The sequence below is a fragment of the Streptomyces sp. NPDC111606 genome (assembly GCF_055656945.1).
In genome coordinates this window covers 22084-35284 of sequence record NZ_JBVKBY010000024.1, presented here as the reverse complement: position 1 = coordinate 35284, position 13201 = coordinate 22084, and the positions used below count along the sequence as shown (strand labels likewise).

Here is a 13201-nt window from a genome sequence, read left to right as displayed (position 1 = left end):
GGATGGTCGAGTACCGCATCGACCGGCGCTCCGGCGTCGCCACCTATGTGCAGATCGTCCAGCAGACCAAACAGGCCCTGCGCCTGGGCCTGTTGGAGCCGGGCGACAAGCTGCCCACGGCCCGTGAGGTCGTCGAGGCAACCGCCATCAACCCCAACACCGTCCTCAAGGCCTACCGCGAACTGGAACGCGAAGGCCTGGTCGAGGCACGCCGGGGGCTCGGCACGTTCATACGGCGCGGACTGAACACCGCACCGGCCGACTCGCCTCTGCGCATCGAACTGGACGCGTGGGCCGTACGGGCCCGCGAGGCCGGGCTGGACCGCGACGACGTGGACGCTCTCTTCACTTCCGTACTGGACACGCACTTCAAGGGGGACGAGTCATGACCGAGACCGCCATCGAGGCGGCCGCACTGGGCAGGAGGTTCGGGCGGCGCCGCAAGCGGGCGCTGGACGGCTGCGACTTCCGCCTCCCCACGGGGACCGTGTGCGCCGTCGTCGGGCCGAACGGCGCGGGCAAGTCGACCCTGCTCTCCCTCGCCGCCGGTCTGCTGCCCCCCACCGACGGCTCGATCAGCGTCCTCGGCCAGGCCCCGGCGGCGGTCCGCGAGCGGATCGCGTACGTCGCCCAGGACAAGCCCCTGCACCCCCAGCTCACCATCGCCGACACCCTGCGCTTCGGCCGCGAGCTGAACCCCGGCCACTGGGACGACCGGGTCGCCGAGCGGATCGTCGCCGAGGGCGACCTCGACCCGGAAGCGAAGATCCGCACGCTCTCCGGCGGCCAGCGCACCCGCGTCGCACTCGCACTCGCCCTCGGCAAGTGCCCCGAACTGCTGCTCCTGGACGAGCCGATGGCCGACCTCGACCCGCTCGCCCGGCATCAGCTGATGGCCACGCTCATGGCCGACGCGGCCGAGCACGGCACCACGGTTGTCATGTCCTCGCACGTCGTGGCCGAGTTGGAGGGCGCCTGCGACCACCTCCTGCTGCTCGGCGCCGGCCGGGTCCGCCTCGCCGGCCCGCTGGACGACCTGCTCGCCGCGCACCGGCTCGTCACGGGCCGCGCCGACGCGCCCCTGGCCCCGCACACCGTGGTCGAGTCCCGCACCACCGGGCGCCAACTCACCGCGCTCATACGCCCCGAGGGCCCTCTCGGCGACGCGTGGCAGGCCACCACCCCCACCCTGGAGGAACTGGTCCTGGCCCACCTGCGCGCCCCCGAGGCCCCGGCTCTGCGCCTCGACGACGTACGGGAGGCCGCCGGATGACCACCGTGACCATCGAGACGTCCACCACCGCCATGCCCTCCCGGGGGCCGCGCGGCCTGGTCTGGACGACGCTGCGACTGCACCGCTCGGCGCTGTGGTTCTGGGTGATGCTGGTGGCCGTGGCCGCCGGGTCGATGCTGTGGGCGTACGGCCCGGGGGCGGACGCCGCCTGGGCCGCGTTCCGGAAGATGGGCTGCGCCTCGGCGCAGGAGGGCATGGGCTGCGACTTCACGGACCCCGCCGCCGTGCGGTACGACACGGTCGTCGGCGTCGGCGCCGGACTGCTCGCCCTCACACCGTTGCTCACCGCCGCCTGGGCGGGCGCCGCCCTCATCGGGCGCGAACTGGAGAGCGGCACCGCCCAGTTGGCGTGGACGCAGTCGGTCTCCCCGGCCCGCTGGCTGGCCGCCAAGGCCGCCGTCCCGGCCGCCCTGCTCGTCTCCGGCACGCTCCTGCTCACGCTGCTGCACCGCATGCTGTGGTCGGCCGACGGTGCGCTGCTCGCCACGAGTTCGCGCCGGTGGGACGACAGCACCAGCTTCGTGGCCAACGGCACCCTCGCCACCGCCTACGCCCTCCTCGGCCTCGCCGTCGGCATCCTCGCGGGCGTGCTCCAGCGCCGCGCCCTGCCCGCGCTCGGCACGGCGGTCATCGGCCTGATGACCCTGCTGTACGCGCTCACCGCGCTGCGCCCGCATCTGTGGCCGGTCGAGACGCTCGTCGACAAGGACGAGTACCCGCCGTACATCGGCATGGTCGTCGGCGAGGGCGCCCTCACCTCCGCCGGCGCCCGCGTCCCGGACCCCATCTGCGTCGACAACACCAAGTGCCTCGCGGACCACGACATCGTGGGCTTCTACCGCGACTTCCACCCGTCGTCGCACTTCTGGCCGCTGCAGCTGATGGAGACGGGCATCGCCCTCGCCGTCGCCGCGCTGGCGGTCCTGATCGCCTTCCGGCTGCTGAAGCGGCGTACCGGAGCCGCCGTATGACGACCGCGCTCGCCGCCACGACCGCCCCCGCCGGGCGCACCCCGCGCGGGCCGCGGGGCCTGGTCTGGACCGTCCTGCGGGTGCACCGCACGGCGCTCGTGTTCTGGGCGCTGGCCCTGCTCGCCGCCACGGCCGTCCTGATCTGGATGTACGTCATCGGCGACGAGGCCCGCAAGGGCAACGTCCCGTGCATGACCCCGGCCCGCGACGGCTTCCCCGGCTGTGCGTCCATCGAGTCGATCACCGTGGACGACGTCTACGCCGGCTGGATCGAGACGATCACCAGTGCCCTGACCTACACGATCCTGCCCGTCGCCGCCTGGGCCGGCGGCGCGCTCGTCGGCCGCGAGCTGGAGAGCGGCACCGCGCGGCTCGCCTGGACCCAGTCGGTCACCCCGACCCGCTGGCTGGCGGCCAAGCTCGCCGTCCCGGCCGTACTGCTCGCCACCGGCACCGGCGGACTCGTCCTGCTGAACAACTGGGCGCGCGGCGACGGCGACCCCGAACTGGTCGGGGACTGGTACAACGCGGACGCCTTCATCGGGACCGGGCCGACCGCCGTCGGCTACGCCCTGGCCGGCCTCGCCCTCGGCGCACTCGCCGGGCTGCTGCTGCGGCGGGCCCTGGCCGGCGCCGGGGCGGGCTTCCTGGCCGCGCTCGTCCTGTGCGGCGTGCTGGAACGCTTCCGCGAGGACCTGTGGCCGGCGCTCATCCGCACCGCGACGGGCCGTCTCGACATGCCCCGCTCGGCCCTGGTGATGACCCGGGACGAGACAACCACGGACGGTGTCCGGCACATCCGGGTGACGTATCACCCCGAGTCCCACTACTGGCCGATCCAGTACGTCGAAACCGGCATCCTGCTCGCCGTTGCCGCCGCCGCGACGCTCGCCGCCTTCTGGCTGCTGCGCCGCCGCACGCCGTAGCTCCCGCCGCACGTCCCTCACGGGGGAAGGGACGTGCGGTCCGGACAGCCGCCCGGCGATGTAGACGTCCGCGAGCCGCCCCCCGCTATCCCACACGCCATGTCTCCGTAACCATTGGTTCAGACGGGCTTGCGACGCTCAGCCAATGACCCCCGCCGTGCCAGAGCCTTCGCCGCACCCGGGAGGGAGCGCGAGGAACGGGGCCGCCCGACGCCTCCCCGCCAAGCTCCCGCCCGCGCTTTCCGACGCGCCCATAAGCCTCGACACGCGGAACAATGGGCATATGAGCCAGTCCTCGAACGCCCAGGCAAAGGTCCAGCACGCGCAGCCCTCCGTGGGCTCCATTGCGGCGCACCGTCCGCACGGGGTCACCTCGGCAGTGGTCTCCGACCTGGAACCCGACATCGATGCCGACCTCGACGCGTACGAGGTCACCGAGATCGACGGCGTCCAGTTGCCCCAGGGACGCTTCCTGGACCGGGAGCGCAGCTGGCTCGCGTTCAACGAGCGCGTCCTCGAACTCGCCGAGGACCCGAACACCCCGCTCCTCGAACGGGCGAATTTCCTGGCGATCTTCGCCAGCAACCTGGACGAGTTCTTCATGGTCCGGGTGGCCGGTCTGAAGCGCCGTATCGCCACCGGTGTCGCCACCCGGTCCGCGTCCGGCCTGCAGCCCCGCGAGGTCCTGGAGATGATCTGGGCCCGCTCCCGCGAGCTGATGGCCCGGCACGCCGCCTGCTACCACGAGGACGTCGCCCCCGCCCTCGCGGAGGAGAGCATCCACCTGGTCCGCTGGAGCGAGCTGACGGAGAAGGAGCAGGCCCGCCTCTTCACCCTGTTCCGGCACCAGATCTTCCCGGTCCTGACCCCGCTGGCGGTCGACCCGGCGCACCCCTTCCCGTACATCTCGGGCCTGTCCCTGAACCTGGCCGTGCGGGTCCGCAACCCCGTCACCGGCACGCCGCACTTCGCCCGCGTGAAGGTGCCGCCGCTGCTCTCCCGCTTCCTGGAGGCCTCCCCCGGCCGGTTCGTCCCGATCGAGGACGTCATCGGCGCGCACCTGGAGGAGCTGTTCCCGGGCATGGAGGTCCTGGAGCACCACGCCTTCCGGGTCACCCGCAACGAGGACCTGGAGGTCGAGGAGGACGACGCCGAGAACCTCCTCCAGGCCCTGGAGAAGGAGCTCATGCGGCGCCGCTTCGGGCCGCCGGTGCGCCTGGAGGTCGAGGAGAACATCAACCAGGAGGTCCTGGACCTGCTGGTGCGCGAGCTCAAGATCAGCGAGGCCGAGGTCTACCCGCTGACCGGCCCCCTGGACCTCACGGGCCTCTTCCGCATCGCCTCCATCGACCGGCCCGAGCTGAAGTACCCGAAGTTCGTCGCGGGCACCCATCGCGATCTCGCCGAGGTCGAGTCGGCGTCCGCGCCGGACATCTTCGCCGCGCTGCGCAACCGGGACGTGCTGCTGCACCACCCGTACGACTCCTTCTCGACGTCCGTGCAGGCCTTCCTGGAGCAGGCGGCCGACGACCCGGACGTCCTCGCGATCAAGCAGACGCTTTACCGGACGTCCGGCGACTCCCCCATAGTCAACGCGCTCATCGACGCCGCCGAGGCGGGCAAGCAGGTCCTGGTGCTGGTCGAGATCAAGGCCCGCTTCGACGAGCACGCCAACATCAAGTGGGCGCGCAAGCTGGAAGAGGCCGGCTGCCATGTCGTCTACGGCCTCGTCGGCCTGAAGACCCACTGCAAGCTGTCCCTGGTGGTCCGCCAGGAGGGCGAGACGCTACGGCGCTACAGCCACGTCGGCACCGGCAACTACCACCCGAAGACGGCGCGGCTGTACGAGGACCTCGGCCTGCTGACCGCCGACCCGCAGGTCGGCGCCGACCTGTCCGACCTGTTCAACCGCCTGTCCGGCTACTCCCGCCGGGAGACGTACCGCCGTCTGCTGGTGGCCCCCAAGTCGCTGCGTGACGGCCTGATCTCGCGGATCAACAAGGAGGTCCAGCACCACGGTGCCGGGCGTCCCGCCTATGTCCGCATCAAGGTCAACTCCATAGTCGACGAGGCGATCATCGACGCCTGCTACGCCGCCGCCCAGGCGGGCGTGCCGGTCGACATCTGGGTCCGCGGCATCTGCGCGATCCGCCCGGGCGTCACGGGACTGTCGGAGAACATCCGCGTCCGCTCGGTCCTCGGCCGCTTCCTCGAGCACTCCCGGGTCTTCGCCTTCGGCAACGGCGGCGAACCCGAGGTGTGGATCGGCAGCGCCGACATGATGCACCGCAACCTCGACCGCCGTATCGAGGCCCTGGTCAGGGTCACCGACCCGGCCCACCGCGCCGCGCTCAACCGGCTCCTGGAGACCGGTATGTCCGACACCACCGCGTCCTGGCACCTCGGTCCGGACGGCGAGTGGACCCGGCACGCGACGGACGCGGAAGGCCAGCCCCTGCGCAACGTCCAGGAGATGCTCATAGACGCCCGGAGGCGCCGGCGTGGCACAGCAACACCTTGATCCGACGGACCCCATGGCCGGGGCTGTGACCGGGGACGCCCTCGCGGGTTACCTGCGCGCCCAGGCCACGGAGTTCCTCCGAGCCCTGCGCATGCACCGGGAGACCGGCGGCGGCACGGCCAACGGTGGCTCGGAGGAGTCCGTCGACGCGGCCCGGGCCCTGCGCCGCTCGGCCCGCCGCATCAGCGCCAGCCTGCACACATTCCGCCCGTTGCTGGACACCGACTGGTCCGAGGCCATCCGCCCGGAACTGGCCTGGCTGTCGGGCACGCTGGCGATGGAGCACGCGTACGCGGCCCGCCTGGAGCGCCTGCTGCTGGCGCTGCACCGGTTGTCGGGGGCGGCGGTGCTGCCCGCGCAGACGGGGGTGACCGGCGTGCCCGGCGCGAGCAGGTCCGCGGGCGGGCCCGCGGGGAGCGGTTCCACCGATGCGTCCCCGGGCAGCCGCGCCGGAGTCGGCCCTCAGAAAGGGGAACCTGCTGAGGCCGGTCCCCCGGCCCACCCGGCGGCCACCCCGGAACGCGGCAATCTGACCGTCGGCGCGGCGAAGGCGGGCGCACTGCTCGAACGCCAGCTCACCCTGGCCCGGACACGAGCGCACAGCACGGCACTCCAGGCCCTGGGCAGCAGCCGTTTTCACGCCGTGGCCGACAACATCGCCGTACTGGCCAGCGAGGTCCCCCTCACCCCGGCCGCGGCGACCACCGACCTGCGCCCCCTCGCGGCCGCCGCCGAGGAGCGGCTCACCGACGCGGTGACGGCGCTGCCCCTGGTGACCGCGGGCCACCCCTACAACGCCGAGGCCCTGATCCACGGACTGTCCCCGGACCCGGCCCCGCATCCGCAGGACGCGCCCTGGCACCAGGTCCGCCTGCTGCTGCGCCTGCACCGCTACGCCCGCGAGGTGCTGCACGGCGACAGCGGCCCGGTGGACGTACGGCTGCTGGCGACCGGTCAGTCCCTCAACCGGCACCGCGACGCCTCCGAGGCCGCGGCCGCCGCGGCCCAGGCGGCCCGCACCCCGCGGATCGCCCCGGCGACGGCGTACGCCCTCGGGGTCCTGCACGCCGACCAGCGGCACGAGGTGGAGGCGGCGCGGTTCGCGTTCCAGCAGTCCTGGGAGCGACAGACGGTGGGCACGCCCTAGGCATCCCTGAGACGGGAACTCCCGAATCAGGAACTCCCGAAGGAGGCTTCATCCGGTGACGCACGCGAACGACCTCACCGTCCATGCGGCCGGCTGCGTGCTGTGGCGCCGTTCGCCGGTAGACGGTGAGCTGGAGATATGCCTCATCCACCGGCCGAAGTACGACGACTGGTCCCATCCCAAGGGAAAGCTGAAACGCGACGAGGCGCCCCTGGCCGGTGCGCTGCGCGAGGTCGCGGAGGAGACGGGGCACTCCGCCCGGCCGGGCGCCGAACTGCCGACGATGCGGTACACGGCGAACGACCGCCCCAAGGAGGTCCGCTACTGGGCGGCCGAGGCGGGCCCCGGCACGTTCACCCCGAACGAAGAGGTGGACCGGATGCTGTGGCTCTCGCCCACGGCTGCCCGCAGCCGCCTCACCCAGCCGAGAGACCGCTCCCTCGTGGACGCCCTGCTGGAGTCGCTGCGCCCGGCATAGTCCGCAACAACCCCCCACAAAGCCTCGGAATGCCACCGTGTCCTCAACGTAAGCGTTCCGTGACCTCACCGCACCGTCCCCAGGGGTTCACCCCCCGTTCATTTACGCCCTTCGGCGCCTTCACCTGTTCTGCCTAATTTCGGCCTTGCACGATGACGGACCGCGCCCGGGGGACGGGTCCGCATCACCCATTCTTCGCACGCCGCCGAATTCAGGACGGCGGCTCCTGGAAGGAACTCTTTCAAGTGAAGCTTCAGCGCAAGAACCGGCGGGCTCTCGCTCTCGGCGCTCTCGCCGTCTCCGGCGCCCTGGCCCTCACGGCGTGCGGCTCCGACGACACCGGCACCAACGGCGGCGGCGACTCGAGCGCCAGCGCCGACGCCAGCAACATCAAGTGTGACGACGCCCAGGGCCAGCTGCTCGCCGACGGCTCCTCCGCGCAGAAGAACGCGATCGACGCCTGGGTCAAGCAGTTCACCGCCGCCTGCAAGGGCGTCCAGATCAACTACAAGGGCGGCGGCTCCGGCGCCGGCGTCACCGCGTTCACGCAGGGCCAGGTCGCCTTCGCCGGCTCCGACTCCGCGCTGGACGAGGAGGAGATCACCGCCTCCAAGAAGATCTGCTCCAGCGGTCAGGGCATCGACCTGCCGATGGTCGGCGGCCCGATCGCGGTCGGTTACAACGTCCCGGGTGTCGAGAACCTGGTCCTGGACGCGCCGACCCTCGCCAAGATCTTCAACGACAAGATCAAGAACTGGAACGACGAGGCGATCGCGAAGCTGAACCCCGAGGCGAAGCTTCCCGACCTGAAGATCCAGGCGTTCCACCGCTCGGACGAGTCCGGCACCACGGACAACTTCACCAAGTACCTGATCGCCACCGCCAAGTCCGAGTGGCCGTACGAGGGCGGTAAGGCCTGGGAGGCCAAGGGCGGCCAGTCCGCCGCCGGCTCCTCCGGTGTCGCCCAGCAGGTCAAGCAGACCTCCGGCGCCATCAGCTACATGGAGCTGTCGTACGCCAAGGACGGCATCAACTCGGTCCAGATCGACACGGGCGCTGCCGCCCCGGTCGAGGCCACCACGGCCAACGCCTCCAAGATGATCGCCGCCGCCAAGCGCGTCGGCACCGGCAAGGACATGGCGCTGGAGCTGGACTACGCCACCAAGACCGACGGGGCCTACCCGATCACCCTGGTGACGTACGAGATCGTCTGCGACAAGGGCAACAAGGCCGAGACCCTGCCCGGCACCAAGGCGTTCCTGCGCTACATGGCTTCCGAGGACGGCCAGAAGATCCTCGAGGAGAACGACTACGCCCCGATGCCCGAGGAGATCATCTCCGAGGTTCGTACCACCATCGATGGCCTGAGCTGACCTGAGTGCGGTCCGGTCCGGGGCTGAAAAGACCCGGACCGGCCCGCACCGTCCGGTGCACCGCCGCCCGGAGCCGTACACCACCTACGGCTCCTCCGAGCCACCGCAGACCCGCGTGGCTCCGCAGACCGGAGAACCCGATGGACATATCGACACAGAACACTCAAGCACCTCCCCCCACTCCACAGCCCAAGGCCGCCGAGCAGAAGCGCGCGGCCCGTGGTACCACCCGGCCCGGTGACCGGGTCTTTCTCGCGCTCTCCCGCGGTTCCGGCATCTTCCTGCTGGTGATCATGGCCGCCATCGCGGTCTTCCTCACCTACCGCGCGACCCTCGCGATCAGCAAGGACGACGCCAACTTCCTCACCGCCTTCGAGTGGAACACCGGCACGATCCCGCCGAAGTTCGGCATCGCGGTCCTGGTCTACGGCACGATCATCTCCTCGATCATCGCCATGGTCATCGCAGTCCCGATCGCCGTCGCCATCGCCCTGTTCCTCACGCACTACGCGCCGCGCAAGCTCGGCGGCCCCATCGCGTACGTGATCGACCTGCTCGCCGCCGTGCCGTCCATCGTGTACGGCCTGTGGGGCGCCCTGATCCTCGTACCGAACATGGACGGCCTCTTCGGCTGGCTGGATCAGTACCTCGGCTGGACCGGGATCTTCTCCTGGGAGGGCGGCGCACCCCGCTCGATGCTGACGGTCGGCATCCTGCTCGCGATCATGATCCTGCCGATCATCACCAACGTGAGCCGTGAGGTCTTCCGCCAGGTCCCGCAGATGCACGAGGAGGCGGCCCTGGCGCTCGGCGCCACCCGCTGGGAGGTCATCCGCATGTCGGTCCTCCCCTTCGGCCGCTCCGGCGTCATCTCCGCCTCGATGCTCGGCCTCGGCCGCGCCCTCGGCGAGACGATGGCCGTGGCCACCGTGCTCTCCCCCGACTTCGACATCCACGCCAGCCTGCTCAACCCCGGCGGTGGAACCTTCGCCCAGAACATCGCCAGCAAGTTCGGTGAGGCGTCCGAGTTCGGCCGTGACGCGCTGATCGCCTCCGGCCTGGTCCTCTTCGTCATCACCCTGCTGGTCAACGGCGCGGCCCGCGCGATCATCGCCCGCCGCAAGGAGTACTCGGGGGCCAACGCATGAGCCACGCACTCGCCGACAAGCCCAGCAGCCTGCGCGGGGCCCGTCTGCCCAAGTGGTCCCCGTACGCCATCGCCGGCGGCTCCATCGCCCTCGCGGTCGGCATCGGCCTGGGCGCCGGCCTCGACAGCCGGATCCAGTGGGGGCTGATCGCCAGCCTCCTCTTCATCCTCGGTACGTACGTCATCGCCGCCCGCGTCGAAGGCCGCCGTCAGGCCAAGGACCGCATCGCCACGACGCTGGTGTGGGTGGCCTTCATCCTCGCCGTCATCCCGCTGGCCTCCCTGGTCTGGGCGACCGTGCAGCGCGGTGTGAAGGTCCTCGACGTCTACTTCCTGACCCACTCCATGGGCGTCGTCGCCGACTCCGAGCCGGGCGGTGGCATCTATCACGCCATCCTCGGCACGCTGGAGCAGGTCGGCCTCGCCACCCTGATCGCCGCGCCGGTCGGCGTGCTCACCGCGATCTACCTCGTGGAGTACGGGCGGGGCAACCTCGCCCGGGCCATCACCTTCTTCGTCGACGTCATGACGGGTATCCCGTCGATCGTCGCGGGTCTGTTCATCCTCAGCCTCATGCTGATGATGGACATGCAGCCCTTCGGCTTCGCCGGTTCGCTGGCGCTCGCGATCCTGATGATGCCGGTGGTCGTCCGCTCCACGGAGGAGATGCTCAAGCTCGTCCCGAACGAGCTGCGCGAAGCCTCCCTGGCGCTGGGCGTGCCCAAGTGGCGCACCATCCTGAAGGTGGTCGTACCGACCTCCATCGGCGGCATCACGACCGGCATCATGCTCGCGGTCGCCCGTATCACCGGTGAGACCGCGCCGGTGCTGCTGCTGGTGTTCGGCAACAGCTTCATCAACTCGAACCCGTTCGAGGGTGCGCAGGCGTCGCTGCCGCTGTACATCTACCAGCAGTACGCGAACAGTGCCGGGTCGTCGGCGGCGTACGACCGTGCCTGGGCGGCATCGCTCACGCTGATCGCGTTCGTGATGATCCTCAATCTGCTGGCCCGCGGGATCGCCCGCTGGAAGGCCCCGAAGACCGGTCGCTGACGCGGCCACGGCGACTGATCCGAATCTGGAAGTGAAGTAGACATGGCCAAGCGAATCGACGTAAGCGGGCTCACCGCCTACTACGGCTCCCACAAGGCAATCGAAGACATCTCGATGACGGTCGAGCCCCGCTCGGTGACGGCCTTCATCGGCCCCTCGGGCTGCGGCAAGTCGACGTTCCTGCGCACGCTGAACCGCATGCACGAGGTGACGTCGGGCGGCCGTGTGGAAGGCAAGGTCCTCCTGGACGACGAAGACCTGTACGGCGCCGGCATCGACCCGGTGTCGGTGCGCCGTGAGGTCGGCATGGTGTTCCAGCGTCCGAACCCGTTCCCCACGATGTCGATCTTCGACAACGTGGCGGCGGGACTGCGGCTGAACGGCAGCTTCAAGAAGAGCGAGCTGCAGGATGTCGTGGAGAAGTCCCTCAAGGGCGCGAACCTCTGGAACGAGGTGAAGGACCGCCTGAACAAGCCGGGTTCCGGCCTCTCCGGTGGTCAGCAGCAGCGTCTGTGCATCGCTCGCGCGATCGCGGTGGAGCCGAACGTCCTGCTGATGGACGAGCCGTGCTCCGCCCTGGACCCGATCTCCACCCTCGCCATCGAGGACCTGATCGGTGAACTGAAGGAGCGCTTCACGATCGTCATCGTGACGCACAACATGCAGCAGGCGGCGCGTGTCTCGGACCGCACGGCGTTCTTCAACCTCTCCGCCGTGGGCCAGCCCGGCAAGCTGATCGAGATCGACGACACGGAGCGCATCTTCTCCAACCCGTCGGTCCAGGCCACGGAGGACTACATCTCCGGCCGCTTCGGCTGACAGACCCCTCGCGGTGCTGCATGGCGGTGCCACCGCGAGGCAGATAAAGGGCCCGCCCCCCGGCTCCCGGGGGGCGGGCCCCTGTCTGTGCCGCGATGCCTGCGGCGGCCTGTGGCTGTGTGGTGCGGGTTCGCGTAGCGCCTGGGGTTCGGTGGGTGGGTCGGGGACGTGCCGGGGGGTGTCCGTCCTCGGACCGGCGGTTGGGGTCGGGCAGGGAGGGCGCCGTTCCTTGACGCCGGCCACTGCGGGCGGACACCCCCGGCACGTCCCCTTGCCGCCGTACGCGGGTGCGGCGCCGCGCACCTTGCTGCCGCAGGGACTTCTCGGTGCCGGCCCAGGCATTCCAGCCCGTCCGGCGTTTGAGGACGAGGCCCGTTCAGGGCCGAAGCGGGGGCCTGGGGCGGCAGCCCCCGGGACCGGGAAGGGGAGGGGCGGCGGGGGTAGGGGCGGCGGGGGCGAAAGAAACCCGGCGCCTACAGGAACGCCAGGTTCACGATCCCGAACGCACCCGCCGCAACCAGCGCCGCCGCAGGCATCGTGATGAACCACCCGAGCACGATGTTCTTGGCCACACCCCACCGCACGGCATTCACCCGCTTCGTCGCCCCGACACCCATGATCGCCGAGGTAATGACGTGCGTCGTGGAAATCGGCGCCTTGAACAGGAACGCCGTGGTGAACATGATCGACGCCCCCGTCGTCTCCGCGGCAAACCCCTGCGGCGGATCAAGCTCAATGATCTTGCGCCCGAGCGTCCGCATGATCCGCCATCCACCCGCATACGTCCCGAGCGACAGCATCACCGCACAAACGATCTTCACCCACACCGGAATCGGATCGCCGTAATCCTCGACATCGGCGATGACCAGCGCCATCACCACAATGCCCATCGTCTTCTGCGCATCCTGCAGACCATGCCCGAGCGCCATCCCGGCGGCAGAAACGGTCTGCGCTATCCGGAACCCCCGCTTGGCCTTGTGCGGGTTCGCCCGCCGGAAGATCCACATGATCGCCGTCATCACGAGATAGCCCGCGCACAGCCCGACAATGGGCGACACGAACATCGGGATGACGACCTTCTCCAGCACCCCGCTCCAGTACACCGTCGTACCGCCGGCCAGCGCCGCCCCCACCATGCCGCCGAACAGCGCGTGCGAGGAGGAGGACGGCAGGCCGTAGTACCAGGTGATCAGGTTCCAGGTGATCGCGCCCACCAACGCCGCGAAGAGGATCCCCATCCCCTTCGAGCCTTCCGGCGTCTGGATCAGCCCCTCACTGACGGTCTTGGCGACGCCGGACCCCAGGAAGGCACCGCCGAGATTCATCACCGCGGCCATCGCCAGCGCGGCCCGAGGCGTCAGGGCCCGCGTCGATACGGACGTGGCGATGGCGTTCGCCGAGTCGTGGAAGCCGTTGGTGTACGTGAAGAAGAGCGCAACCGCGATGGTCACGACCAGAGCAAAGGTGTCCAT

12 protein-coding genes are annotated in these 13201 nt (G+C 70.3%); 11 read left to right on the top strand and 1 reads right to left on the bottom strand.

Going from position 1 to position 13201, the window contains the following annotated elements:
* Positions 1-2 precede the first annotated feature (2 nt).
* The 11 genes from ACZ7M7_RS43805 (at position 3) to pstB (ending at position 11729) form a co-directional block, all read left to right on the top strand.
* Complete coding sequence (locus tag ACZ7M7_RS43805; RefSeq protein ID WP_472127330.1) at positions 3-389, top strand: GntR family transcriptional regulator; 387 nt, start codon at positions 3-5, stop codon at positions 387-389.
* A complete protein-coding gene (locus ACZ7M7_RS43800) occupies positions 386-1273 on the top strand; it encodes an ABC transporter ATP-binding protein (RefSeq protein WP_472127328.1) in 888 nt (295 codons plus the stop codon). The genes ACZ7M7_RS43805 and ACZ7M7_RS43800 overlap by 4 nt, the downstream gene beginning before the upstream one ends.
* The gene (locus tag ACZ7M7_RS43795) at positions 1270-2265 is read left to right on the top strand and encodes an ABC transporter permease (RefSeq protein WP_472127326.1); all 996 of its coding nucleotides are present in this window, start codon (positions 1270-1272) and stop codon (positions 2263-2265) included. The genes ACZ7M7_RS43800 and ACZ7M7_RS43795 overlap by 4 nt, the downstream gene beginning before the upstream one ends.
* Positions 2262-3191 carry a hypothetical protein gene (locus tag ACZ7M7_RS43790; protein ID WP_472127325.1) on the top strand — a complete coding sequence of 310 codons (930 nt, stop codon included), beginning with the start codon at positions 2262-2264 and terminating at the stop codon, positions 3189-3191. Before ACZ7M7_RS43795 ends, ACZ7M7_RS43790 begins: the two co-directional genes overlap by 4 nt.
* Positions 3192-3336: 145 nt before the next feature.
* Positions 3337-5712: an RNA degradosome polyphosphate kinase gene (locus ACZ7M7_RS43785; protein WP_472127323.1), complete on the top strand. Its 2376-nt coding sequence runs from the start codon at positions 3337-3339 to the stop codon at positions 5710-5712.
* Entirely contained in the window at positions 5693-6859 is a 1167-nt protein-coding gene (locus ACZ7M7_RS43780) for a CHAD domain-containing protein (protein WP_472127321.1), read from the top strand. Before ACZ7M7_RS43785 ends, ACZ7M7_RS43780 begins: the two co-directional genes overlap by 20 nt.
* A gap of 55 nt (positions 6860-6914) precedes the next feature.
* A complete protein-coding gene (locus ACZ7M7_RS43775) occupies positions 6915-7337 on the top strand; it encodes an NUDIX hydrolase (RefSeq protein ID WP_472127320.1) in 423 nt (140 codons plus the stop codon).
* Positions 7338-7582: 245 nt separating this feature from the next.
* A complete protein-coding gene (pstS, locus tag ACZ7M7_RS43770; protein WP_472127318.1) occupies positions 7583-8710 on the top strand; it encodes a phosphate ABC transporter substrate-binding protein PstS in 1128 nt (375 codons plus the stop codon).
* 140 nt (positions 8711-8850) lie between these two features.
* Positions 8851-9858 carry a phosphate ABC transporter permease subunit PstC gene (gene pstC, locus ACZ7M7_RS43765; RefSeq protein WP_383633332.1) on the top strand — a complete coding sequence of 336 codons (1008 nt, stop codon included), beginning with the start codon at positions 8851-8853 and terminating at the stop codon, positions 9856-9858.
* Positions 9855-10910 (top strand): phosphate ABC transporter permease PstA, encoded by a 1056-nt coding sequence (gene pstA / locus ACZ7M7_RS43760; RefSeq protein ID WP_383607228.1) that lies wholly within the window; start codon positions 9855-9857, stop codon positions 10908-10910. Before pstC ends, pstA begins: the two co-directional genes overlap by 4 nt.
* A gap of 42 nt (positions 10911-10952) precedes the next feature.
* Positions 10953-11729, top strand: coding sequence for a phosphate ABC transporter ATP-binding protein PstB (gene pstB / locus ACZ7M7_RS43755; protein ID WP_383607229.1), 777 nt, complete (start codon positions 10953-10955; stop codon positions 11727-11729).
* A 473-nt stretch (positions 11730-12202) separates the two neighbouring features.
* Here pstB and ACZ7M7_RS43750 read toward each other — a convergent pair whose 3' ends face one another.
* The gene (locus tag ACZ7M7_RS43750) at positions 12203-13201 is read right to left on the bottom strand and encodes an inorganic phosphate transporter (RefSeq protein ID WP_383607230.1); all 999 of its coding nucleotides are present in this window, start codon (positions 13199-13201) and stop codon (positions 12203-12205) included.